Origin of the sequence: Vibrio sp. 03-59-1 (assembly GCF_013114135.1) — a bacterium.
GTDB classification, from domain to species: domain Bacteria; phylum Pseudomonadota; class Gammaproteobacteria; order Enterobacterales; family Vibrionaceae; genus Vibrio; species Vibrio cortegadensis.
The window spans coordinates 83,263-105,841 of the sequence record NZ_VTYA01000003.1; the positions used below are offsets into that span (position 1 = coordinate 83,263).

Annotated in this window: 19 protein-coding genes and 2 tRNA genes; 15 read left to right on the plus strand and 6 right to left on the minus strand. The window is 42.7% G+C overall.

Annotation, left to right across the window (positions count from 1 at the left end; all coding sequences use genetic code 11):
• Positions 1-64: 64 nt before the first annotated feature.
• Entirely contained in the window at positions 65-1,378 is a 1,314-nt protein-coding gene (gene hemL, locus F0249_RS03850) for a glutamate-1-semialdehyde 2,1-aminomutase (protein WP_017054123.1), read from the minus strand.
• A gap of 284 nt (positions 1,379-1,662) precedes the next feature.
• Between hemL and erpA the strand changes: the two genes are divergently transcribed.
• The 3 genes from erpA (at position 1,663) to F0249_RS03865 (ending at position 6,452) form a co-directional block, all read left to right on the plus strand.
• Positions 1,663-2,004, plus strand: coding sequence for an iron-sulfur cluster insertion protein ErpA (erpA, locus tag F0249_RS03855; protein ID WP_017054122.1), 342 nt, complete (start codon positions 1,663-1,665; stop codon positions 2,002-2,004).
• 213 nt (positions 2,005-2,217) lie between these two features.
• Positions 2,218-3,309, plus strand: a complete 1,092-nt coding sequence (locus tag F0249_RS03860; protein WP_171755932.1) for an efflux RND transporter periplasmic adaptor subunit — start codon at positions 2,218-2,220, stop codon at positions 3,307-3,309.
• A gap of 8 nt (positions 3,310-3,317) precedes the next feature.
• Positions 3,318-6,452, plus strand: a complete 3,135-nt coding sequence (locus tag F0249_RS03865) for an efflux RND transporter permease subunit (protein ID WP_171755933.1) — start codon at positions 3,318-3,320, stop codon at positions 6,450-6,452.
• 169 nt (positions 6,453-6,621) lie between these two features.
• Here the strand turns inward: F0249_RS03865 and F0249_RS03870 are convergent, their stop codons facing one another.
• Complete coding sequence (locus F0249_RS03870; RefSeq protein ID WP_171755934.1) at positions 6,622-7,911, minus strand: peptidoglycan DD-metalloendopeptidase family protein; 1,290 nt, start codon at positions 7,909-7,911, stop codon at positions 6,622-6,624.
• 127 nt (positions 7,912-8,038) lie between these two features.
• Between F0249_RS03870 and tyrS the strand changes: the two genes are divergently transcribed.
• Positions 8,039-9,226: a tyrosine--tRNA ligase gene (tyrS, locus tag F0249_RS03875; protein WP_017054118.1), complete on the plus strand. Its 1,188-nt coding sequence runs from the start codon at positions 8,039-8,041 to the stop codon at positions 9,224-9,226.
• Between the two features lie 126 nt (positions 9,227-9,352).
• Here tyrS and F0249_RS03880 read toward each other — a convergent pair whose 3' ends face one another.
• On the minus strand, positions 9,353-9,517 hold the full coding sequence (locus tag F0249_RS03880; RefSeq protein WP_216599518.1) for a hypothetical protein: 165 nt from the start codon (positions 9,515-9,517) through the stop codon (positions 9,353-9,355).
• A gap of 152 nt (positions 9,518-9,669) precedes the next feature.
• Between F0249_RS03880 and F0249_RS03885 the strand changes: the two genes are divergently transcribed.
• Positions 9,670-10,515, plus strand: coding sequence for a magnesium transporter (locus F0249_RS03885; protein ID WP_017054116.1), 846 nt, complete (start codon positions 9,670-9,672; stop codon positions 10,513-10,515).
• Here the strand turns inward: F0249_RS03885 and dacB are convergent.
• Together dacB and F0249_RS03895 are read right to left on the minus strand one after the other, a co-directional pair.
• Complete coding sequence (gene dacB / locus F0249_RS03890; RefSeq protein ID WP_113799196.1) at positions 10,494-11,909, minus strand: serine-type D-Ala-D-Ala carboxypeptidase; 1,416 nt, start codon at positions 11,907-11,909, stop codon at positions 10,494-10,496. The two genes, F0249_RS03885 and dacB, sit on opposite strands and share 22 nt — an antisense overlap.
• 117 nt (positions 11,910-12,026) lie before the next feature.
• Entirely contained in the window at positions 12,027-13,052 is a 1,026-nt protein-coding gene (locus F0249_RS03895) for a porin (protein WP_136995550.1), read from the minus strand.
• Between the two features lie 508 nt (positions 13,053-13,560).
• On the opposite strand from F0249_RS03895, the gene greA reads away from it, so the two are divergent.
• Positions 13,561-14,034: a transcription elongation factor GreA gene (gene greA / locus F0249_RS03900; protein WP_113799192.1), complete on the plus strand. Its 474-nt coding sequence runs from the start codon at positions 13,561-13,563 to the stop codon at positions 14,032-14,034.
• 85 nt (positions 14,035-14,119) lie between these two features.
• Here the strand turns inward: greA and yhbY are convergent, their stop codons facing one another.
• Positions 14,120-14,416: a ribosome assembly RNA-binding protein YhbY gene (yhbY, locus tag F0249_RS03905; RefSeq protein ID WP_017054112.1), complete on the minus strand. Its 297-nt coding sequence runs from the start codon at positions 14,414-14,416 to the stop codon at positions 14,120-14,122.
• 113 nt (positions 14,417-14,529) lie between these two features.
• Here yhbY and rlmE point away from each other — a divergent pair, with 113 nt between their 5' ends.
• The 9 genes from rlmE to nusA all read left to right on the plus strand — a co-directional run bounded on the left by rlmE (position 14,530) and on the right by nusA (position 22,561).
• Positions 14,530-15,159, plus strand: a complete 630-nt coding sequence (rlmE, locus tag F0249_RS03910; RefSeq protein WP_171755935.1) for a 23S rRNA (uridine(2552)-2'-O)-methyltransferase RlmE — start codon at positions 14,530-14,532, stop codon at positions 15,157-15,159.
• A 107-nt stretch (positions 15,160-15,266) separates the two neighbouring features.
• The gene (gene ftsH, locus F0249_RS03915; RefSeq protein WP_171755936.1) at positions 15,267-17,213 is read left to right on the plus strand and encodes an ATP-dependent zinc metalloprotease FtsH; all 1,947 of its coding nucleotides are present in this window, start codon (positions 15,267-15,269) and stop codon (positions 17,211-17,213) included.
• A 117-nt stretch (positions 17,214-17,330) separates the two neighbouring features.
• A complete protein-coding gene (folP, locus tag F0249_RS03920) occupies positions 17,331-18,161 on the plus strand; it encodes a dihydropteroate synthase (protein WP_171755937.1) in 831 nt (276 codons plus the stop codon).
• Positions 18,162-18,191: 30 nt separating this feature from the next.
• On the plus strand, positions 18,192-19,529 hold the full coding sequence (gene glmM, locus F0249_RS03925; RefSeq protein WP_171755938.1) for a phosphoglucosamine mutase: 1,338 nt from the start codon (positions 18,192-18,194) through the stop codon (positions 19,527-19,529).
• A 236-nt stretch (positions 19,530-19,765) separates the two neighbouring features.
• Complete coding sequence (gene secG / locus F0249_RS03930) at positions 19,766-20,101, plus strand: preprotein translocase subunit SecG (RefSeq protein ID WP_171755939.1); 336 nt, start codon at positions 19,766-19,768, stop codon at positions 20,099-20,101.
• A 25-nt stretch (positions 20,102-20,126) separates the two neighbouring features.
• Positions 20,127-20,211: transfer RNA gene (locus tag F0249_RS03935), tRNA-Leu, on the plus strand.
• Between the two features lie 55 nt (positions 20,212-20,266).
• Positions 20,267-20,343, plus strand: a tRNA-Met gene (locus F0249_RS03940).
• A gap of 239 nt (positions 20,344-20,582) precedes the next feature.
• Positions 20,583-21,038, plus strand: coding sequence for a ribosome maturation factor RimP (gene rimP, locus F0249_RS03945; RefSeq protein ID WP_017054106.1), 456 nt, complete (start codon positions 20,583-20,585; stop codon positions 21,036-21,038).
• A 35-nt stretch (positions 21,039-21,073) separates the two neighbouring features.
• Entirely contained in the window at positions 21,074-22,561 is a 1,488-nt protein-coding gene (gene nusA / locus F0249_RS03950) for a transcription termination factor NusA (protein ID WP_113799188.1), read from the plus strand.
• Positions 22,562-22,579 lie beyond the last annotated feature (18 nt).

A 22,579-nucleotide genomic window follows, 5' to 3' on the forward strand; every position in this document is an offset into this window, starting at 1 on the left:
CAATAAAGAAAGTTGGTAATAAGTAGAAAGGCTGAGTTCAGCCTTTCTACTGCTCAATATTAAGTTATTCTGCTTCTTTTGCGATATTTGCTTCTTTTGCGATAATAGCAAAACAGCGGTCTGCCGCTTCTAGTGTGGCTTCAATTTCTTTAGAGCCATGAGCTAGCGAAGTAAAGCTTGCTTCAAAAGCTGATGGTGCAAGGTAAACACCGTGCTCTAACATCAGGTGGAAGAAGCGTTTAAAGCGTTCAACATCGCATTTTGTCACGTCATCAAAACAAGTCACACTCTGTTGATCCGTGAAGAAGAAACCAAACATACCGCCTACATAGTTTACGAGTAGAGGGATACCATGCTCGTCTGCTCGTTGTTTTAACCCCAAAGCGATTTGCTCTGTTTTAGAAGCAAGGCGTTGTGCATGACCGTCTTCTTTTAGAATAGTTAAACATGCGAAACCAGCGGCCATTGCAACAGGGTTGCCTGACAATGTACCCGCTTGGTATACAGGACCTGTCGGTGCGATATATTGCATTACTTCTTTACGACCACCGAAAGCACCCACTGGCATGCCGCCACCAATGACTTTACCAAGAGTCGTTAAATCAGGTTTGATGTTGTAATGCGCTTGAGCACAGCCTTGAGCCACGCGGAAGCCTGTCATTACTTCATCAAAAATCAGTAACGCACCTTCTTGATCACAAATTTCACGCAGACCTTCATGGAAGCCTTCAACTGGCGGGATGCAGTTCATGTTACCGGCAACAGGTTCAACAATGATGCACGAGATTTCACCTTTATTCGCAGCAAACAGTTCGCGAACCGATTCAAGGTCATTAAACGTAGCGGTTAATGTGTATTTTGCAAAATCAGCAGGTACGCCTGGTGAGCTTGGTTGGCCAAGTGTTAATGCGCCAGAGCCCGCTTTTACTAGTAGGCTGTCTGCATGGCCGTGGTAACAACCTTCAAACTTAAGAATTTTATCTCGGCCTGTAAAGCCACGAGCCAAACGGATAGCACTCATTGTTGCTTCAGTACCTGAGCTCACCATGCGCACTTGTTCCATTGACGGAACCATTTCAGAAACCAATTCAGCCATGTTGATTTCCATTTCGGTTGGAGCTCCGAAACTTAAACCACGTTGAGCCGCACTAATCACAGCTTCACGAATAACAGCATGGTTGTGGCCAAGAATCATTGGACCCCAAGACCCAACATAGTCAATATATGCTTTACCATCAGCATCAAAAATTAACGGACCGTCAGCACGTTCTACGAAAATTGGCGAGCCACCAACACCGTTAAATGCACGAACTGGTGAATTTACACCACCTGGAATGGTGTGTTGTGCTTTTTGATACAGCTCTGATGATTTGGTCATGATATATCCTCTTTTGATTGTTCGGACCAATTGTCACGCATTGTACCTATCACACTCCGAACTAGAAATGTTTTGGCCAAATTTCTGACATTTTTCACGCTTAATCAAAATATTTGAGGGGTAGATAGGAAATGAAAGGGCTAGAAATGCGGAATAGTATCGGTGAATACTTGAACGAAACAGTCAGGTATTAGATAATCGCGGTATTATTAAAAAAGATACACCTGTTAACATGAGTTTTTACGATACTCAATTTAACGGGTCATTACACGAGAGAGGTTGTCGTGAGCGAAGTAAATGTACCACTGTCTTTTTCAGACGCAGCAGCAACACGCGTAAACACTTTAATTGCGGAAGAAGAGAACCCAGCATTAAAATTACGCGTTTATATTACTGGTGGTGGTTGTAGCGGCTTCCAATACGGTTTCACTTTTGATGAAAACGTAAATGAAGGTGACACGACCATTGTAAATAGCGGCGTTACTTTAGTTGTCGATCCTATGAGCCTTCAATATTTAATTGGTGGCGTTGTGGATTACACTGAAGGCCTTGAAGGGGCTCGCTTTTTTGTGAATAACCCTAATGCAACAACCACTTGTGGCTGTGGTGCATCATTTAGTGTCTAGTGAGTTTTGTTATACCCGTATTGACGATATCTATCGTGGGTAAAGTGAAACGCTTCACAGCAAATGAAGCCTTCAGCAGTTACTTTATAGAATAACTGTATAAATTTTACGTTAAGGATGTTGCGTGAAATTTTGAGCGGTAATACTGATACCAGAAATGTAGATAGCTGGTGTTGGTATTGACGCTTTAGACCTTATTAAAAAGGACTTCATATGCTGAATTTCCGTGCTGGTGGCTTTTTTACCCAGCGACCTTGGCTCATCTCATTTCTACTCCTTCTTTTTCTCTCCATTTGGCTTGGCCTTGGTGCATTGCGTGCTCAAGAAGCGCCGAGCAATAATAAATCTCAAACCATCCCATTGGCGAAAGTGGTCTATCAAACTTTCAACGCGCAAGCTACCGATAAAAAGATCGATCTGTACGGTCGTACGGCTCCAGATCGACAAGCGACTTTAGGTGCTGAAATTGCAGGGAAGGTGACGCAGGTTAAAATCAAAAAAGGTGACGCCGTTAAAAAAGGCCAAGCCATTGTTCAAATCGATAAAGGCGATCTAGCCATTCAGCTTGAACGAGCGAATGCGGTGTTACGCTTAAAGCAGAAAGAATTTAAAGCAGCAGATTCACTTAAAAGTCGTGGTTTACAAGGTGAAGTCGCCTATACCTCTGCACAAGCTTCTTTAACGGAAGCTAAAGCGGCAGTGAGTAATGCGAAACTCGCCTTAAGTAACACATTAATTCGAGCCCCTTTTAGTGGTGTGGTTGAAGCATTGAATATCGAAGTCGGAGATTTTGTTGGTGTAGGCGATCCTGTTGCAACATTGATCGATTTAGATCCACTGGTGATAAAAGCCGATGTCAGTGAACGACATATCCAAAGTCTTCAAGCTCAGCAAGACGCAAGGATAAAGCTACTCGATGGTTCGACTGTCGCTGGCAAGCTTCGCTATATTTCTCGTATGTCTTCAGAATCAACGAATACTTTTCCTATCGAAATAGCCATCGCCAATACGGATAAGAAAATCCCAGCAGGGATAAGTGCAGAGGTGACCTTGAGCCTAGAATCTCAACTTGCCATTAAAATTACGCCTGCAATGCTCGCCTTGGATGATGTAGGCAACTTAGGCGTTAAAACTCTGCAACAAGATATGGTTCACTTTGTGCCAATCCAATTGGTTAAAGCTGAACAAGATGGCGTGTGGTTGACGGGGCTTGGAGAGAAGGTTGATATCATTACGATAGGACAAGGCTTTGTGCGTGATGGTGATTCTGTGATTGCGATTGAATTCTCAGAACAACAACATTAGGAGGCACTATGTATTCCATTATTGATGCCGCCTTATCTCGCGCAAGAACCATGCTAACGCTGTTGGTGCTGATTTTGATTGCTGGAATTGGTACTTATATTGCCATTCCTAAAGAGTCTAGTCCTGATATAACCATACCTATTATTTACGTGTCGGTAGGACACCAAGGCATTTCGCCAGATGATGCCGAACGTCTTTTAGTTCGCCCCATTGAACAAGAGTTACGCTCTATTGAAGGTGTTAAAGAGATGACCGCCACCGCTTCAGAAGGGCATGCTTCGGTCGTTCTTGAATTTAACGTTGGTGTCGACCTAAGTAAAGCGATGGCCGATGTTCGAGATGCGGTCGATCTTGCGAAACCTAAACTTCCCGCAGACAGTGATGAACCTACTGTAAATGAAGTGACATTAGCGTCAGAGCAGCCCATCTTATCGGTTGTCCTTTATGGAACGGTACCAGAAAGAACCATTGTCCAGTTAGCAAGGCAGTTAAGCGATAAACTGGAGAGTTACCGCCAAATACTAGAAGTCGATATAGCTGGGGATCGTGACGATATCGTTGAGATTATTGTTGATCCTCTATTGATGGAGAGCTACGGGCTTGACCAAGGAGACATTTACAACCTTATCGCGTTGAATAACCGAGTCGTTGCGGCTGGATTTGTTGATACGGGTTATGGTCGTTTCTCGGTAAAAGTCCCTTCAGTTTTCGATTCTTTAAAAGATGTACTAGAGCTGCCAATCAAGGTTGACGGTAAACAAGTGATCACTTTTAGTGATGTGGCGACCGTGAGGCGTGCTTTTCGCGATCCAGAAAGTTTTGCTCGACTGGATGGTAAATCAGCGGTGGTGCTTGATATTAAAAAGCGCGCTGGCGAAAATATCATAGAGACGGTCGAGTTAGTCAAAGCGGTGATGGTTGAAGCGCAGAAGCTTGACCAATGGCCTAGTAACCTTCTGGTTAAATACACCTGGGATGAATCTAAAGATGTCGAGATCATGCTCAATGATCTGCAAAATAATATTCTATCTGCCATCATCTTAGTGGTTATCGTCATCATTGCGATTTTAGGTGTTCGAACCGCGCTGCTTGTTGGTATCTCTATCCCTGGCTCATTCCTAACTGGCTTGCTAGTGCTGTCTGTTTTTGGGTTAACCGTTAATATCGTGGTGCTTTTCTCTTTGATCATGGCCGTTGGAATGCTGGTGGATGGCGCCATTGTGGTGACCGAATTTGCAGACAGAAGAATGCAAGAAGGCACGCCAAAGAGGGAAGCATACCAAGATGCGGCGAAACGAATGGCTTGGCCAATTACTGCATCAACGGCAACAACACTTGCTGCATTTGCACCACTGCTTTTTTGGCCTGATATTACGGGTGAGTTCATGAAGTTCTTGCCATTGACATTAATTGCCACCTTATCGGCATCTCTTGTGATGGCGCTGCTATTTATTCCGGTGTTAGGCAGTTTGATTGGGAAGCCACAGCATGTCTCGACAAAAAATAAAGAGAAAATGTTAGCTTTACATAATGGTGATTTTTCGAAAGCTACGGGTCTGACCAAGCTCTATTACCACACGTTATCAATTGCTATTAAGCACCCTCTGAAAATCTTACTGTGTTCAATATTGCTTGCGGTGAGTGTCGGGTTTACCTATTCAAAAGCAGGTTTAGGCGCGGAGTTTTTCCCTGAAGTGGATCCTCCTTTCTTTACGGTGAAAGTGCGATCTTATGGTGATCTCTCTATTGATGAGAAAGATGTGATCATGAGTCGAATTGAACAGGTGATGTTAGATCATGAGGAGTTTGAGAGCGTTTATACCCGAACGGGAGGTGATGATGAAATTGGACAAATTCAGATCACCCCTGTGGACTGGCAATATCGACGCCGTGTGAAGGACATTATTGATGAGTTAAAACAGACAACTAATCAATTCGCGGGCGTTGAAATAGAGTATAAATTCCCTGATGCTGGCCCTCCGGTAGAAAATGACTTAGTGATAGAGATGTTTGCTCGAATTCCTGATTCATTAGATGGTGCGGCTAAGTTAGTTCGTCATTGGGCTGATAATAACCCGGCCCTTACAAACATTAGTGATACCTCAAGTAAAGAGGGAATAGATTGGAAAATTGATATTCGTAGAGGGGATGCCGCTCGTTTCTCTGCTGATGCGACATTAGTGGGAAATACCGTTCAGTTCGTCACTAATGGGCTCAAGATTGGAGATTATCTTCCTGATGATGCAACAGAAGAAGTCGATATCTTAGTGCGCTTCCCTGAAGATAAGCGGGATATAGGACGCTTTGACCAATTAAGAATAAAGACGCCTGCCGGTCTTGTTCCTATTACCAATTTCGCTCAAATCGTGCCAGATCATAAGCAGGACACCATCAATAGAACCGATGGCCAGCGAGTGATCAGTATTATGGCGGATATGGAAGAAGGTTATAACCTTGCCCTTGAACTACCCAAAATTCAGCAAGCGCTCACCGAGTTGAATTTGCCTAGCGGTGTTGAATTTAAAATTCGTGGCCAGAATGAAGAACAAGAACATTCATCTGAATTTTTACAGAGCGCCTTCATGGTTGCATTGGCGGTGATGGGGTTGATTCTAATTACCCAGTTCAACAGTTTCTATCAGGCGTTACTGATCTTGAGTGCGGTGTTGTTCTCTACTGTCGGTGTGTTTATAGGGTTGCTGATCTTCCAACGTCCGTTTGGCATTGTGATGTCAGGTATTGGCGTGATTGCGCTTGCTGGGATTGTGGTTAACAACAATATTGTATTGATTGATACCTTTAACCAATTGATCAAGCGTGGGCTAAGCAAACAAGATGCCATTTTACGTACTGGTGTTCAGCGTTTAAGGCCCGTGATGCTGACGACCGTTACGACCATATTGGGATTAATGCCAATGGTACTGGAGATGAATATTGATCTGATTAATCAAAAGATCGAATTTGGTGCTCCGAGTACGCAGTGGTGGTCACAGTTGGCGACGTCTATTGCCGGTGGATTAGCGTTTGCTACCGTTTTGACTCTCGTGTTAACCCCATGCTTATTGATGCTAGGGCGAGATAAATCCAAGGCGGCAGTAACTGAGCCTAAACAACTGGCAGAACTGAAGCCTGACGATGCTTAAAGAGTTAGAGCTTAAAGAGAGAAAGTTGAATCTGAGAGCACCAAGAAAGAGCATTAATGAGCTCTCTTAAAGAGGTAGAGGGAAAGAGGTAAAGAGATAGAGAGTGGCGAGGTGTTTATTCACCACTCTCTATTGATTTCGACTTCATAACAATTATTGTTTATGCCTATTACTGTTTAGCGAGTAATTGGCCGTATCGTTCAAGTTTATTCAATCGAATATCCGCGTTGGCAATAAAGGTTGCTTTTGCTTTGCCTGTTAGCGATTTTGATTGCGGTAGTTTAACCGTGCGTGCGTTCTTATGTACGCCATTTACTAGGAATTCATAATGTAGGTGCGGGCCTGTCACTCGTCCGGTTCCACCTAGTGTCCCTACCGTTTGTCCCTGTTTCACTCGTTGGCCTGTTTTCACCATGCGACGTTTCATGTGCAGGTATTTGGTGATGTAGGTATTGCTATGGCGAATGAAAACGTAATTACCGTTATATTTGTTGTAGCTAGATTTTTGCACGATACCATCACCAGCAGCCCAAATAGGCGTTCCTACTGGAGCTGCATAATCCGTACCTCTGTGAGCACGAACTTTTCCTGTCACTGGGTGTTTACGACGAGGGTTAAAGTTTGAGGTAACACGACGGAAATCAATAGGAGAGCGTAGAAATGCTTTTTTCATAGCACGCCCTTTCTCGTCGTAATAGTTGCCCGTTTTATCATCAAGGATGGCGGTAAAGGTATCCCCTTGGTTGGTAAATACCGCGGCCATTATTTTACCTCTGCCAATCACTTCACCTTCCACCACTTTCTCTTGATAGAGCATTTTAAAGCTATCGTTCTCTCGGATGTCTAAGGCGAAGTCAATATCCCAGCCAAATATGCCAGCCAATTCCATGATTTGGTTCGCGGTTAATCCTGATGAAATGCCAGCATTCCAGAAGTTGGATGTGATTTCTGCTTCCGCATAATTGTACTGGTAATTGATCTCTTTCTTATAGAATTCAGATTGAAACCCAAAGTCAGTCCGAGTGACTTTGAATGTTTCAAATGCGCTGATATTGCGTTTGAGCTGTACCATCTCATTGTTTTCATCAAAACCGAAAATGAGCTTGTCGCCTGGTTTCAATTTGGTGAGTTGAGTTTTGATATCTTTATTGGTTGATACGAGGTTATAGAGTAAACGTGCGGATAAACCAATGCGTTTGAAAAGAACAGAAGCACTCTCACCGGATTGAACTTTGTGCGTTTCCCATTTTAGTACTGTCGTAGGCAATATGTCCTGACCAGGGGAAAGCGCCTCTGCATTAATCGCCAAAGGATAATGTCGCCCTAGTTCTAGGCGGCTTTCATCTGTTCTTAGATCGCTAGCATCGGGTAATAAAAACAGCGCAACAAAAATAATGGCGCTAAAAAAGACAATTAATGTCTTATGAATCCAAGGTAGGCGGGTAAAAATCGACAACATGTTCAGGTTCGTTCTGTATTTTTTGTGAAAATAGACAACGGAATAGTTTAACTGGTTTCAAAAAACATCTCTATTCAGTAATATGTCTGGATAACATATTTTGCCAAATCTGTGGGAGCAACCAACAATGGCGAGTTTTGAAGCAGCACTTGCTGAAATTAAACGCGGTGTAGAAGAGCTAATACCGGAAGAAGAACTAATTGCAAAGCTGAAAGAGGATCGTCCTCTTCGTATTAAGCTAGGTGCCGATCCAACTGCACCCGATATCCACCTTGGTCACACAGTTATTTTTAATAAACTGCGTCACTTTCAAGATCTCGGCCATGAAGTTACTTTCCTTATTGGTGATTTCACAGCAATGGTTGGAGACCCGTCAGGTAAAAATACGACGCGTCCACCACTTAGCCGTGAAGATGTATTGAGAAATGCTGAAACGTATAAAGAGCAAGTATTTAAAATTCTCGATCCGGCACGTACTAAAATTCAGTTCAACTCTGAATGGTTATCTGAATTAGGTGCTGAAGGTATGATCCGTTTAGCATCGAACCAAACCGTTGCTCGTATGCTTGAACGTGATGACTTTAAAAAGCGTTATGCTGGTGGTCAGCCAATCGCTATTCATGAATTTATGTATCCTTTACTGCAAGGTTACGATTCTGTTGCGATGGAAACGGACGTCGAGCTTGGTGGTACCGATCAGAAATTCAATCTACTGATGGGTCGTGAACTACAAAAAGCACACGGACAAAAGCCTCAAGCTGTATTGATGATGCCGCTATTGGTAGGTTTAGATGGCGTTAAGAAGATGTCTAAATCGGCACATAACTACATCGGCATTAGCGAAGCGCCAAGCGAAATGTTTGGTAAAATCATGTCTATTTCAGATGACTTGATGTGGAGCTACTACGAACTCCTTTCTTTCCGCCCACTTGAAGAAGTTGCGGAATTGAAAGCAGGCGTTGATGCAGGTAAGAACCCACGTGATGTGAAAGTTCTATTGGCTAAAGAGATCATCGCTCGTTTCCACTCAGAAGCCGATGCTGATGCAGCAGAGCAAGAGTTTGTGAACCGTTTCGCGAAGAATCAAATACCTGAAGATATGCCTGAGTTTGAATTTGAAGCAGGTATGCCAATTGCTAACGTATTAAAAGAGTCGGCTTTAGTGAACTCGACTTCAGATGCGATGCGTATGATCAAGCAAGGCGCAGCTAAGATTGATGGCGCTAAAATTGAAGATAATAAACTAGTTCCTGAAGTTGGAACGGCGGTTTACCAAGTTGGTAAGCGTAAATTTGCTCGTATTACGATCAAATAATAGTGGTTATCAATAGTAGAACGTAATTCAAAAAGGCATCGTGATGATGCCTTTTTTTATACTTAAAAAACGAAGTAAATGTGATGCTTTACTCATCTAATTCATGGGCTTGGTTTGTTTTTTTTGTTAGAATACCGCCGCTGCCAGTAAGGCAGTATCTTTGGAGATTTTTATGAACCATACCGACCATCCTCCCAGTTGCTGGGTAAAAAGCGCTAAGGGAGCAAAATAACCCGTTTCGGTATCGGTGATCTTCACTCCTACCCAACGGTAGGGGACTATTCCTGTCAAACTGAATGAGCATGACTCTATTGCTTATTTTTAATGATGCTGTATCCAGTTTTCCCAATCTATTTTCTCTTATATGTACTTTTGTATAGGTATCTTGCCGTGCGCTTGAGCTATACAGATGGTCGTTACCAATGCCAATCGGGAGATTCGCCATGACGGTAATGAACAACATTTTTCAACACCACAATACTCATTTTTCGAATGCGGAGATCAGCGCTGCGACGAATGCGTTTTTACAATATGAACAGTCACACCAGATCCACTTATTGACGGTGATGTCGATTGAAGAAGCCGTGGGGGTTTTGAATCACTGCACGGTTGGGTATGTGCAGGAGTTACTCTCACTGTTAGAGCTGGAAGGTTATGACAAACGAGCGCGTCATTATGCTCACCAATTGGGTTTCATTCGTTCAGAAGCGGAGACCACTCAGGGGTATTTGGCGACGAGTGTGCTGGAGCACGTTAAACAGCGAGTCGGTTGGATCGTTATTCTGGCTTTGTTCGGTATCATCTCTGGGCTGATTATCGCTCAGTATGAAAATACATTAAGCCAATTGATGTTGCTCGCGATTTATATGCCAGTTATCGCTGCCGCCGGTGGTAATACTGGCACGCAAGCGGCGACATTGGTGATACGGGCGTTAGCGACTGGAGATCTTAAGAAAAGGCAGTGGATATCTGTTCTTTGGAAAGAGAGCCGGGTGGCGATATGCCTAGCGATTGCGATTTCAGCTGTAATGATGGGGCGCATACTATTATTTGGCGATGCTCAATCAACAGGGGGATTTGATATCCATTTGATTGCTTTTGCTATTGCAGTCGCTCTGTTTATCCAAGTGACGATATCAACGACCTTAGGAGGGCTATTGCCAATATTAGCCAGAGTCATCAAGCTTGATCCTGCGGTTCTAGTTAGTCCTGTACTTGCCTCGATCGTTGATATTTCAGGTATGTGGATCTACTTTACCGTGGTGAATTACTTTTTAGGTTTAGCCTGACTTGCTTTTAAAACATCACGATAAAATTCTTGTTCGAATAATGTGATAGGAGCGGTGACTGGTTTGCCATCGCCGCTCTTACTTGGGAAGTAGTCACTCACAAATTGAATAAACATCGTTTCAGGTTGACCATTTTTATTTAAACCGTATCCCGCCATATTGTAAGTACCGTATAAAGAACCACTTTTAGCGATAAGTTGATCTGAAATTGGGTTTTTTCTCATGCTAGAGCGATATTTCAAGGTTCCATTCTTTCCAGCGACAGGCATCAGTTTTATCAAGTCAAGTTGCTGATCATTTTCCCAGATATAGTGCAGAACATGAGACATGTCCGATGCGGTTATGCGGTTATTTCTTGATAACCCAGAACCATCAACCAGTTGTGCATCTGTTAAGTCTATACCCGCTTTTGCAAACAGTATTTGCTTGATCGCTTGTGTGCCATTACCAAAACTGCCCGGTTGGACAAAAAAGTGCGCACCTAGCGTTTTTGTTAAATTGTCTGCGATTAAGTTATTCGATTTTTTTAGCATGATATCGAGTAACTGTGGGAGCTTTTCTGAACGGTGCTCAGCGATGAATTCACTCGAACCTTTGTTCGCAGGAGCGCCAATGAAAATATCTCCGCTGATTGTCATGTTTAATTCATGCAAAATCTGAGTGATTAAAGCTTGTGTATAGAGTTCGGGTTGCTGAAGAGCAAATTTCAAAGGCAGAGGCTTTGTACGCGATACTAAGCAGCCGGAAAGTGCATAGCGATTATTGTCGAAGGTTTGCAGTTCCAAATCACACTGCGTCGCATTTTGTCCTGCTTTAGATACCGTAGTGGCATTTGAAGAAACGGTGATCGGTTGATGTTGTGGGACGTGAACGCGCGTTGAGCCATTAGTTTGAGTATAGATTGATGCCTGAATACAGTTGCCATCGAGAGTAATTGCGGTAGATGGTGCACTGTAGCAGACCCCTAAAATATCCCAAGGCCAGCCTACCGCACGCGGGTATCCAGTAAATGCTGAATTATCTAACCAGAGGTTACCGTCTATCGAATGAGTCCCCATCTGCTTTAGCCGGATGAACAACTGCTTTAGATGAGCTCTTGTGAGTGTTGGATCACCAGAGAAGCGAATAATCAGATCTCGGCCGCTTCTTTCAAGAGTGGTCGGAAAGTAGAAATCATCACCTAGCTCTAACTTGGTCGCGAGAGCCGTTAATAGTTTTAAAGTGCTGGCTGGAGGATAGAGTGAAGATGAGTCTTGCTTTATGACAGCGTTATCTGAAGACAATGATTGAATGATTAAACTGCTACGGCTGCCATTTGGCAAATGAGAAGTAGGTGAATATGCGAGAGAGAATTGAGAAAACAGTAAACAACAAACAAGCAATAGCGAACGCATAATAAAAACTTCTAGAAAAGGAGTAGTTATGAGTATACATACATAAAAAAACGCCTGCTAGAGAGCAGGCGTTTAAATTCATTTTGTATCTGAGACTAATTTAGAATCAGGTTAGACTTAGAAGTCGTAACGTAGACCTAAAGCTAGTTCATCTTCAGCATCCATAGATGTTGCAGAACCGTTACCAGCACCAACTTCACCTAGCTTGTCGCCTTTAGAGATTAGGTTGAAGTTGTAAGATACGTAGCCACGGAAGTTAGGCTTGAAGAAGTAAGTTGCATCTACAGCAATGTTATCTGCTGATGTTTCGCCATCAGTTTCTGCATTGTTGTAAGTAGAAGAGAATACAGTTTGACCCATAGTGTAAGCTGCTGCTAGCTCGTAACCTGTGTAGTCTGCATCTTTCTTGTCTTTTTCACCGTCAGTGAATACACCAGCGAAGTATAGATCACCCATTGTGTAAGATGCTGCTAGCATGTATTCGTTTTGGTCTGCTTGGTCCGCGTAACCACCACCAAGTGCTAGGCCAGTTTCGCCGATAGTGTAGATACCAGATAGAGAGTAACCATCTTCACCGTTGTCGCCGTATTCGCCAGGGTTAGTTGTTGTGCCTTCAACACGGTCAGCAAAACGGTAGCTTGCTTTAACATCTAGAGCGTTGAAAGAACCTTTGTACGAGATCATGTTGTCTGTACGGTCAGCAGCCGCAAGTTTGTCTGCTGCAGAGTTACCGTGGTAAGCCATGATATCAGTGAAATCTGTGATTACACCAAGAGCACCGTCGTTTTTACCGTAAGTTACTTCACCAAATTCACCACCGATACCAGCGTAAGCGTAACGGTTATCTAGGCTATCAACAGAAACGTCATTACCATTAGTGTCTGTTACTGTTGCTGGGTCAGTTACGAATTCACCTTCGTAGAAACCAACGCCGTATAGGCCATCTTGGATTTCAACTTTACCTAGGAAGTTAAGACGAACACGTGATTTGTCTTCAACTTTGCCATCTTTCATAGATAGACGAGCTTCAGCACGGCCACCCATTTCTAGAGAAGTACCATCTTGATTGTAGAGTTCAGATGCGTTTGCGCCAGTAGCGATTGCAGCAGCAGCTACAGAAAGTGCAATTAATGTCTTTTTCATTGTTATAAGTCCTAAATTTACTGTCCATAAATTATGCGAGAGGAAGTTCCCGCTCGAGTACTCTCTATTTGCTTAAATCTGATTCGCTATATCTGCGATGTACGAAGCAAGCTCAAGTAATCTGTGGTTACTTTTTACCCCTAAAGTTCATCAGCTCGTTAGTAAAATGATATAAATGAAAGTTATGAACACTGTTTTATTGCTTTTCTATATTCGTAAGCTGTTGTTTTATATTGTTTATGTCGAATGTTATTTTGGCGGGGATTTGCGTTTTTTTTAGCTTTTTTTATATTGGTATGCCCAATTTCTATCGATTTAGCTATTTTTGATAGCCACGAAAAATTAATTCCTGTGAGTCGAATGGTAGTTTCATGCTTGGAAAAATTAATTAAGATGATTTAGCTCTTGAGTTTGTTTAAACTAATAGCATGTTAGTTAATCCCTACTTTAGCTGTTGTGCTAAGAGGGTTTTTTTGTCCAAAGAAAACTTTGGCATAGAGGTTACGTAATGGAAAAGGTTCCAATGACCCTTCGTGGTGAAAGTAAACTGCGAGAAGAATTAGAAAGATTGTTGAAGCTGCGTCCTATTATTTCAGCTGCAATTGGCGAAGCTCGTGAGCTTGGCGATTTAAAGGAGAATGCTGAATATCATGCTGCTCGTGAAGAGCAAGGTATCTGTGAAGCTCAAATTCGTGATATTGAATATAAGCTATCTGTTGCTCAGATCATTGATGTGACTAAAATGGAAAATACCGGAAAAATTATTTTTGGTACTACCGTTACTTTGATCGATGTTGATACCGACGCAGAAGTGAAATATCAAATTGTTTCTGAAGATGAAGCGGATATTAAATCTGGCAGAATTTCTGTTAAATCACCAATTGCACGCGGATTAGTGGGCAAAATGGAGGGGGATGAAGTGATTATCTCGACTCCTGGTGGCGATAAAGACTTTGAAATTGATAAAGTAGAATATATTTAATTTTCAATTTTAGCGTTGAAAACTAAAAAGGCCGCAATGCGGCCTTTTTCTATTTCGTAACAAAGTTTGCAATTAATGCGAACTGTTATTTACGAGGGATCTCGATTTTACGCTCAGGTGTCTGGCGGAATAGTACTAATGTTTTACCAATAGTTTGTACTTTTTCTGCGCTTGTTTCACGAACAATAGCGTCAATAATCAATTGCTTAGTTTCGCGATCTTCTGATGCGACTTTGATTTTGATCAGTTCATGGTGATTCAGAGCAAGATCGATTTCCGCTAGAACAGCCTCAGTTAGTCCATTTGCGCCCATTAGCACAACAGGTTTTAAACTGTGAGCTAGGCCTTTTAGGTGCTGCTTTTGTTTGGTGCTTAGGTTCATTATGCGGCCAATTTTCTTTATTATAAGGGTTGAAAAAACCTATTTTAGCGCCATCTAATCCCGAAGACTATAATTTATTAGGCATTGATGTCGACCAACGAGTTAGGAATCTAATGAGTAAACAGAAACACTCGGCCAGTTCAGGCCGCTGGTTGAAAGAACATTTTGATGATAAGTATGTGAATGAAGCCAAAAAAAGAGGCTATCGTTCACGTGCAATTTTCAAAATTGAAGAGATTCAGAATAAAGATAAATTGCTGAAACCAGGTATGACAGTGGTGGATTTAGGTGCTGCACCTGGAGGTTGGTCACAATATGCAACAGAAATTGTTGGCGAGGAAGGACAAGTCATTGCTTGTGATATTCTCCCAATGGATTCTATTGCGGGAGTGGCTTTTCTGCAAGGTGATTTCCGTGAAGATGCGGTATTAGAGGCCTTGCTAGAAAGAATTCAGCCTGACATGGTAGATGTTGTGATGTCTGATATGGCTCCGAACATGGCTGGAAATCTTTCGGTAGATCAGCCAAGAGGTATGTATTTGGTTGAATTAGCGTTGGATATGTGTCGACAAGTTCTAGCCCCAAATGGTAGCTTTGTAGTTAAAGTATTCCAAGGTGAAGGATTTGATCTGTACACCAAGGAAATACGCAATATGTTCAAAGCAGTTAAAATAAGAAAACCAGATTCTTCGAGAGCTCGCTCCCGTGAAGTCTATATCGTAGCCACTGGTTACAAAGGTTAACGATTTGCTTGCAAAAGCAAAACTTAACACTATAGCTACAGGTTACAAACTGTAGTACCCTACCTTTAATTACAATTAGTTATCGCGAGGCTTACACCTTGAGTGACATGGCAAAAAATTTAATCCTGTGGCTAGTAATCGCAGTCGTCTTAATGTCGGTATTTCAGAGCTTTGGCCCTGGTGAAAGTAACGGTAGAGCGGTTGATTACACCACATTTGTACAAGAAGTTGGCCAAGGCCAAGTACAAGAAGCACAATTTAATGACAGTCAAATAACCTATGTTCGTCGTAGTGGTGGTGCTAAGTTTGTTACTTACATGCCCGTTTATGACAGCAAGCTTCTTGACGACTTAATTAATCAGAAAGTGAAAGTACAAGGTACTCCGCCAGAAGAGCAGAGCTTACTAAGTACTATCTTTATCTCTTGGTTCCCAATGATCTTGCTTATCGGTGTATGGATATTCTTCATGCGTCAAATGCAAGGCGGCGGTGGCGGCAAAGGCGCGATGTCTTTCGGTAAGAGTAAAGCTCGCATGATGAGCGAAGAGCAGATCAAAACATTGTTCTCTGACGTTGCTGGCTGTGATGAAGCAAAAGAAGATGTAAAAGAGCTAGTTGATTACCTTCGTGACCCAAGCCGTTTCCAAAAGCTAGGTGGTAAGATCCCTACCGGTATCTTGTTAGTTGGTCCTCCTGGTACGGGTAAAACGCTACTTGCTAAAGCGATTGCTGGTGAAGCAAAAGTACCGTTCTTTACTATTTCAGGTTCTGACTTTGTTGAAATGTTTGTTGGTGTTGGTGCATCTCGTGTGCGTGACATGTTTGAACAAGCGAAGAAAGCAGCACCTTGTATTATCTTTATTGATGAGATCGATGCTGTAGGTCGTCAACGTGGCGCAGGTGTTGGTGGTGGACACGATGAACGTGAACAAACACTAAACCAAATGCTTGTTGAAATGGATGGATTTGAAGGTAACGAAGGTATTATCGTTATCGCTGCAACCAACCGTCCTGATGTACTAGACCCTGCATTGCTTCGTCCTGGTCGTTTTGACCGTCAAGTGGTTGTTGGACTTCCTGATGTTCGAGGTCGTGAGCAAATCTTGAAAGTACACATGCGTAAAGTTCCACTAGCGGGCGATGTTGAGCCATCACTAATTGCACGTGGTACTCCAGGTTTCTCTGGTGCCGACCTTGCAAACTTAGTCAATGAAGCTGCTCTATTTGCTGCTCGTGGTAATAAACGTAACGTTTCTATGGTTGAGTTCGAACTTGCCAAAGATAAAATCATGATGGGTGCTGAGCGCCGTTCAATGGTGTTGTCTGAAGAAACGAAAGAATCGACGGCTTACCATGAAGCTGGGCACGCAATTGTTGGTCGTTTAGTTCCTGAACACGATCCAGTGTATAAGGTATCTATTATTCCTCGTGGTCGAGCGTTAGGTGTGACGATGTACCTACCTGAGCAAGATCGTGTGAGTATGAATCGCCAACATCTAGAATCAATGATTTCTAGTTTGTACGGTGGTCGTCTAGCTGAAGAGTTGATTTACGGTAAAGACAAAGTCTCTACTGGCGCATCAAATGATATCGAACGTGCAACTGATATTGCTCGTAAGATGGTGACTCAGTGGGGCTTCTCTGAAAAACTTGGTCCTCTGCTTTATGCAGAAGATGAAGGTGAGGTGTTCTTAGGCCGTAGCGTAACTCAAACGAAACATGTTTCGAATGACACGGCTAAACTGATTGATGACGAAGTTCGAATTATCATTGATCGTAACTACGACCGAGCTAGAAAAATTCTTGAGAAAAATATGGATATCATGCATTCAATGAAAGATGCATTGGTGAAATATGAGACGATTGATGCTGGCCAAATTGATGACTTAATGGAACGCAAAGACGATATTCGCGAACCAGCAGGTTGGGCTGATCAAGTTAACGGTAGTGAATCTGCTAAGAGCGAAGCAAAAGCTGAAGTAAAATCAGCGGCTGAAACTCAAGACACAGAACCGAAACCGGACGTTGAAACGAAAGATAAAGATTCAGAATAATTGAATTATGATATTAAGCCCTGAGGAAACTCAGGGCTTTTCTGTTTCTATCGTTTAGCGATAATGAGCATGAGTATATCGAAGAGCGATATGTGTTTTCTTGGGGTATAACCAACGATGATTTTAAAAGCAAATAATAAACAGCTTCACCTCGATCGCCCACATGTGATGGGGATTCTCAATGTTACCCCTGACTCTTTCTCTGATGGTGGAAAGTATCATTTGTTAGATAAAGCGCTGATTCAAGCTCAGCGCATGATTGATGCTGGCGTAAGCATCATTGATATCGGTGGGGAATCAACAAGGCCTGGAGCCCCGGATGTTACGTTGGAAGATGAGTTGAACCGAGTCATTCCTGCCATTAAAGCGATCCGAGAAATATCCGATGTTTGGATCTCTATCGATACCAGTAAAGCTGAGGTGATGCAGCAAGCGATTGCCGCTGGGGCAGATCTAATTAATGACGTTCGGGCACTTCAAGAGCCGGGAGCGTTAGAAGTGGCAGCAAAGGCGCAAGTTCCTGTTTGTCTTATGCATATGCAAGGGCAGCCGCGCACCATGCAAATCACACCGTCGTACCAAGACTTGTTGGTTGATGTAACGTCATTCTTACAAGAGAGAATCGCGGCGTGTGAAGCGGTAGGAATTCAGAAAGAACAGCTGATTTTAGATCCTGGATTTGGCTTTGGGAAAACAATCGATCATAATTACCAACTTCTTGCGCATTTAGATCAATTTCATGCTCTTGGTTTGCCGATTCTTGCGGGGATGTCACGTAAATCAATGGTATTTAAGTTACTCGATAAAGCGCCTGCGGAATGCATGGTCGCAAGCGTAACATGTGCAACGATTGCTGCTTTAAAAGGAGCTCAAATTATTCGAGTCCACGATGTTGAAGAGACAATAGAAGCGATGAAAATTGTCAACGCAACTACTCGAAATTTATAATTGAGCCAAATAATAATTTAAGGAATAAACATGTCAAACAGACGTTACTTCGGCACTGATGGTGTTCGTGGGAAAGTTGGTCAATATCCAATAACCCCTGATTTTGTATTAAAGCTTGGTTGGGCGGCAGGGCGAGTGTTAGCAAAACAGGGCACTAAAAAAGTCATCATTGGTAAAGATACGCGTATTTCTGGTTACATGCTTGAATCTGCATTGGAAGCCGGTTTAGCAGCCGCCGGTTTGCAAGCGACGTTTACTGGACCAATGCCAACACCGGCTGTTGCGTATTTAACTCAAACTTTCCGAGCAGAGGCGGGAATTGTTATTTCTGCATCACATAACCCTTTTTACGATAACGGTATTAAATTCTTCTCTTCAGAAGGAACAAAGTTATCGGATGAGATAGAGTTAGCGATCGAAGCTGAGTTAGATAAAGATATTGAGTGTGTAGAATCTGCAGAGCTAGGTAAAGCAGTACGCCTTAATGATGCCGCAGGTCGTTACATCGAATTTTGTAAAAGTACATTCCCAAGTCACTTAAGCCTTGCGGGTATGAAAATCGTAATCGACTGTGCACATGGGGCGACATACTACATTGCGCCAAGCGTATTCAAAGAGCTTGGTGCTGATGTAATCGCTATGGGTGTTGAGCCTACAGGTACTAACATTAACCATGAAGTCGGAGCCACCGATGTTCGTGCACTGCAAAAACGTGTAGTCGAAGAGAAAGCGGCTCTTGGGCTTGCATTTGATGGTGATGGTGACCGTATCATCATGGTGGATGAATTAGGTAATAAAGTCGATGGCGACCAAATTGCTTATATCATTGCTCGTGATGCACTACGTCGCGGTGAACTAAAAGGTGGTGTTGTCGGTACGCTGATGACAAATCTTGGCATGGAGAATGGACTTAAACAGCTTGGTATTCCATTTGTACGAGCGGCGGTAGGCGACCGTTACGTCATGGAACAATTGCTGCTTAAAGGCTGGAAAATCGGTGCTGAGAACTCAGGTCACGTTATCTTGCTCGATAAAGTGACAACAGGCGATGCTATTGTTGCTGCTCTACAAGTGTTAGCTTCTGTTATCGACAGTGAAATGACATTAAATGAGTTGGCTCAAGGCATGACACTGTATCCACAAGTTCTAATCAATGTTCGCTTTAGTGGTGATTCTAATCCGTTAGATGCGGAAGCAGTAAAACAGTCTGTTTTAGATGTTGAAGCCGAACTTGGTGAAAAAGGACGCGTACTGTTACGTAAATCTGGAACAGAGCCATTATTGCGTGTAATGGTTGAAGGTGAAGATGCTGATTTAGTGCAGAGATCTGCAGATAACATTGCAGAGGCAGTCAAAGCAAGCTGTTAGGCTCAAATGACGAAAGTGCAGGTTCCTTGTCGTGGTTGGATAGGGAACTTGGCATTGTTTGTCCTTTTTTTGACCGTTTAAACTTGAAGTTGACGCTTTTTAGCAATTTCTTCTTGTCAGTTAAGCATCCTTTCGCTAGTATTGCTCGGCCTTCAGTTAGGAGGTCGTTAGCTTTGTTTTAAAATTTAATGATTTAAAGCAGTGCTGGCTCAACTATTCGGAACATAGGTGGAAAAATGTTTTCAGTTCTACTTGTGATTTACCTGTTGGCAGCGGTTGGTGTAATTGGCCTCGTGTTGATTCAACAAGGTAAAGGCGCAGATATGGGAGCCTCATTCGGTGCTGGCGCTTCAAACACAGTGTTTGGTGCTGGTGGCTCAGGTAATTTTTTAACCCGAATGACAGCAATTTTTGCAACAGTATTTTTTGTTCTTAGCTTAGTGCTTGGTAATATGTCTACACATAAAACTGAGTCTCAGTGGGTTGATCCTGCTCAAGGTCAAGTTATCCAACAAGCTGATGACACAATGAGCGAAGTTCCAGCTAAATCTAGTGACGAAATTCCTCAATAACTTTTTTTCGAAAAAGTTCTTTGATGCCGAGATGGTGAAATTGGTAGACACGCTAGCATGAGGTGCTAGTGCCTTAGGGTGTGAGGGTTCGAGTCCCTCTCTCGGCACCATATTTACAAACTTGTAAAAACCTTAATTGAGAGTGTATAATCTCATTAAGTCGGACGCGGGATGGAGCAGTTTGGTAGCTCGTCGGGCTCATAACCCGAAGGTCGTCGGTTCAAATCCGGCTCCCGCAACCATTTTTGATTATTCTTTAATGATTGATTTGGTCGCAAGTTTGCGCAGTGTGAACCTCACTGCGAGTTAAGTGTAAAAGTCCTCTGAGACTATATACTTAACACATCAGGGTCCAGCAACATAAACCTCGATTTTCGGGGTTTTTTGTTATCTGTACTTTTCGATTTTCGAAATTGTATGGGTAGTTTGCTTGGGATTTAAATTGGGCTCTGAGCCCTTTTTTTGTTTCTGGAGTGGTTAAATGACTGGTTTAGAAAGACAACTTACTGAAATGCTAGATGCGCCAGTGGCTGCATTAGGCTATGAGTTAGTTGGATTGGAATTTATTCGTGCTGGTGAGCACTCAACACTACGTATCTACATTGACCATGAAAATGGAATTTTTGTAGAAGATTGTGCTGAAGTTAGCCGTCAAGTAAGTGCAGTGTTAGATGTTGAAGATCCTATTTCTGTGGCGTATAACCTAGAAGTATCTTCACCAGGTTTAGAAAGACCACTATTCAATGCAAATCATTACCAACAATTTATTGGTCATGAGGCAAGCATCGTATTAAAAATGGCCGTTGCTAACCGCCGCAAGTGGAAAGGTACGATCAATGCAGTTGAAGGTGAGACCATCACTGTAACTGTTGACGGGCAAGAAGAACATTTTGCATTGAGCAATATTTCTAAAGCTAACCTAATCCCTAAATTTTAGTTCTCCTAGAGAGAAGAGCTTAAGAGGCTAGATTAATGAACAAAGAAATTTTAGCGGTAGTTGAGGCTGTTTCTAATGAGAAAGCACTTCCTCGTGAGCGTATCTTTGAAGCACTAGAGATCGCATTGGCTACAGCCACTAAGAAAAAACACGCTTTAGAAATTGAAGCTCGTGTTGTTATTGACCGTAAGAGCGGTAATTTTGAAACTTTCCGTCGCTGGGAAGTGGTAGCAGAAGTTGAATTCCCTACAAAAGAGATTTCAATTGAAGCTGCACAGTATGAAGATGAAACCCTAGAGCTTGGCGGTTTTGTTGAAGACGAAATTGAGTCAGTGACGTTTGACCGTATTACTACTCAAACAGCAAAACAAGTTATCGTACAAAAAGTACGTGAAGCTGAACGTGCTCAAATCGTTGAACAGTTTATTGATAACGAAGGTGACTTAGTTACTGGTGTTGTGAAAAAAGTTAACCGCGATACAGTTGTTCTGGATCTTGGTAACCAAGCAGAAGCGGTAATTTTACGAGATGACCAACTTCCTCGTGAAAACTTCCGTCCAGGTGACCGTGTTCGTGGTTTACTATATGCAGTTAAGCCAGATGCTCGTGGTTTCCAACTGTTCGTAACTCGTTCAAAACCTGAAATGCTAGTTGAATTATTCCGCGTAGAAGTGCCTGAAATTGGTGAAGAGCTAATTGAACTGAAAGGTGCTGCTCGTGATCCTGGTTCACGCGCGAAAATTGCAGTGAAAACTAACGATAAACGTATTGATCCAATCGGTGCGTGTGTTGGTATGCGTGGCGCTCGTGTTCAAGCTGTTTCTGGCGACTTAGGTGGCGAACGTATTGATATCGTTATGTGGGATGATAATCCTGCGCAATTCGTTATCAACGCAATGGCTCCAGCTGACGTAGCATCAATCATTGTTGATGAAGATTCTCACTCAATGGATATTGCTGTTGAAGCCGATAACCTAGCTCAAGCCATTGGCCGTAGTGGTCAAAACGTACGTCTAGCTTCACAACTTACTGGTTGGGAACTTAACGTAATGACAGTTGCTGATCTAGAGAAGAAGCACCAAGAAGAATCAGTAGCTGCTATTGAAAGCTTCATGAAGCACCTTGATATCGAACAAGATTTTGCAGAAATGCTTGTTGAAGAAGGTTTCTCAACACTTGAAGAAGTGGCTTACGTACCAGTACATGAACTATTAGAAGTTGATGGTCTGGACGAAGGTATTGTTGAAGAGCTACGTGGCCGAGCAAAAGATGCTCTAACTACATTAGCCCTTGCTCAAGAAGAGACATTCGATGGTGTTGAGCCAGCAGAAGATCTATTAGGTCTTGAAGGTCTTGAGCGCGAGATGGCATTCAAATTGGCAGCAAAAGGTGTAGTAACACTTGAAGATCTTGCTGACCAAGGTGTAGACGAACTTGAAGGTATCGAAGATCTAACAGAAGAACGCGCAGGTGAGCTAATCATGGCTGCACGTAACATTTGTTGGTTCGGCGACGAAGCATAATTCAGCAAGGAGAGAGCG

What these genes read in the sequence shown, in the direction of transcription:
- hemL (WP_017054123.1), bottom strand. Translation starts at nt 1,378, where the DNA reads ATGACCAAATCATCAGAGCTGTATCAAAAAGCACAACACACCATTCCA.
- F0249_RS03860 (WP_171755932.1), top strand. Translation starts at nt 2,218, where the DNA reads ATGCTGAATTTCCGTGCTGGTGGCTTTTTTACCCAGCGACCTTGGCTC.
- F0249_RS03865 (WP_171755933.1), top strand. Translation starts at nt 3,318, where the DNA reads ATGTATTCCATTATTGATGCCGCCTTATCTCGCGCAAGAACCATGCTA.
- F0249_RS03870 (WP_171755934.1), bottom strand. Translation starts at nt 7,911, where the DNA reads ATGTTGTCGATTTTTACCCGCCTACCTTGGATTCATAAGACATTAATT.
- tyrS (WP_017054118.1), top strand. Translation starts at nt 8,039, where the DNA reads ATGGCGAGTTTTGAAGCAGCACTTGCTGAAATTAAACGCGGTGTAGAA.
- F0249_RS03885 (WP_017054116.1), top strand. Translation starts at nt 9,670, where the DNA reads ATGACGGTAATGAACAACATTTTTCAACACCACAATACTCATTTTTCG.
- dacB (WP_113799196.1), bottom strand. Translation starts at nt 11,909, where the DNA reads ATGCGTTCGCTATTGCTTGTTTGTTGTTTACTGTTTTCTCAATTCTCT.
- F0249_RS03895 (WP_136995550.1), bottom strand. Translation starts at nt 13,052, where the DNA reads ATGAAAAAGACATTAATTGCACTTTCTGTAGCTGCTGCTGCAATCGCT.
- greA (WP_113799192.1), top strand. Translation starts at nt 13,561, where the DNA reads ATGGAAAAGGTTCCAATGACCCTTCGTGGTGAAAGTAAACTGCGAGAA.
- yhbY (WP_017054112.1), bottom strand. Translation starts at nt 14,416, where the DNA reads ATGAACCTAAGCACCAAACAAAAGCAGCACCTAAAAGGCCTAGCTCAC.
- rlmE (WP_171755935.1), top strand. Translation starts at nt 14,530, where the DNA reads ATGAGTAAACAGAAACACTCGGCCAGTTCAGGCCGCTGGTTGAAAGAA.
- ftsH (WP_171755936.1), top strand. Translation starts at nt 15,267, where the DNA reads ATGGCAAAAAATTTAATCCTGTGGCTAGTAATCGCAGTCGTCTTAATG.
- folP (WP_171755937.1), top strand. Translation starts at nt 17,331, where the DNA reads ATGATTTTAAAAGCAAATAATAAACAGCTTCACCTCGATCGCCCACAT.
- glmM (WP_171755938.1), top strand. Translation starts at nt 18,192, where the DNA reads ATGTCAAACAGACGTTACTTCGGCACTGATGGTGTTCGTGGGAAAGTT.
- secG (WP_171755939.1), top strand. Translation starts at nt 19,766, where the DNA reads ATGTTTTCAGTTCTACTTGTGATTTACCTGTTGGCAGCGGTTGGTGTA.
- rimP (WP_017054106.1), top strand. Translation starts at nt 20,583, where the DNA reads ATGACTGGTTTAGAAAGACAACTTACTGAAATGCTAGATGCGCCAGTG.
- nusA (WP_113799188.1), top strand. Translation starts at nt 21,074, where the DNA reads ATGAACAAAGAAATTTTAGCGGTAGTTGAGGCTGTTTCTAATGAGAAA.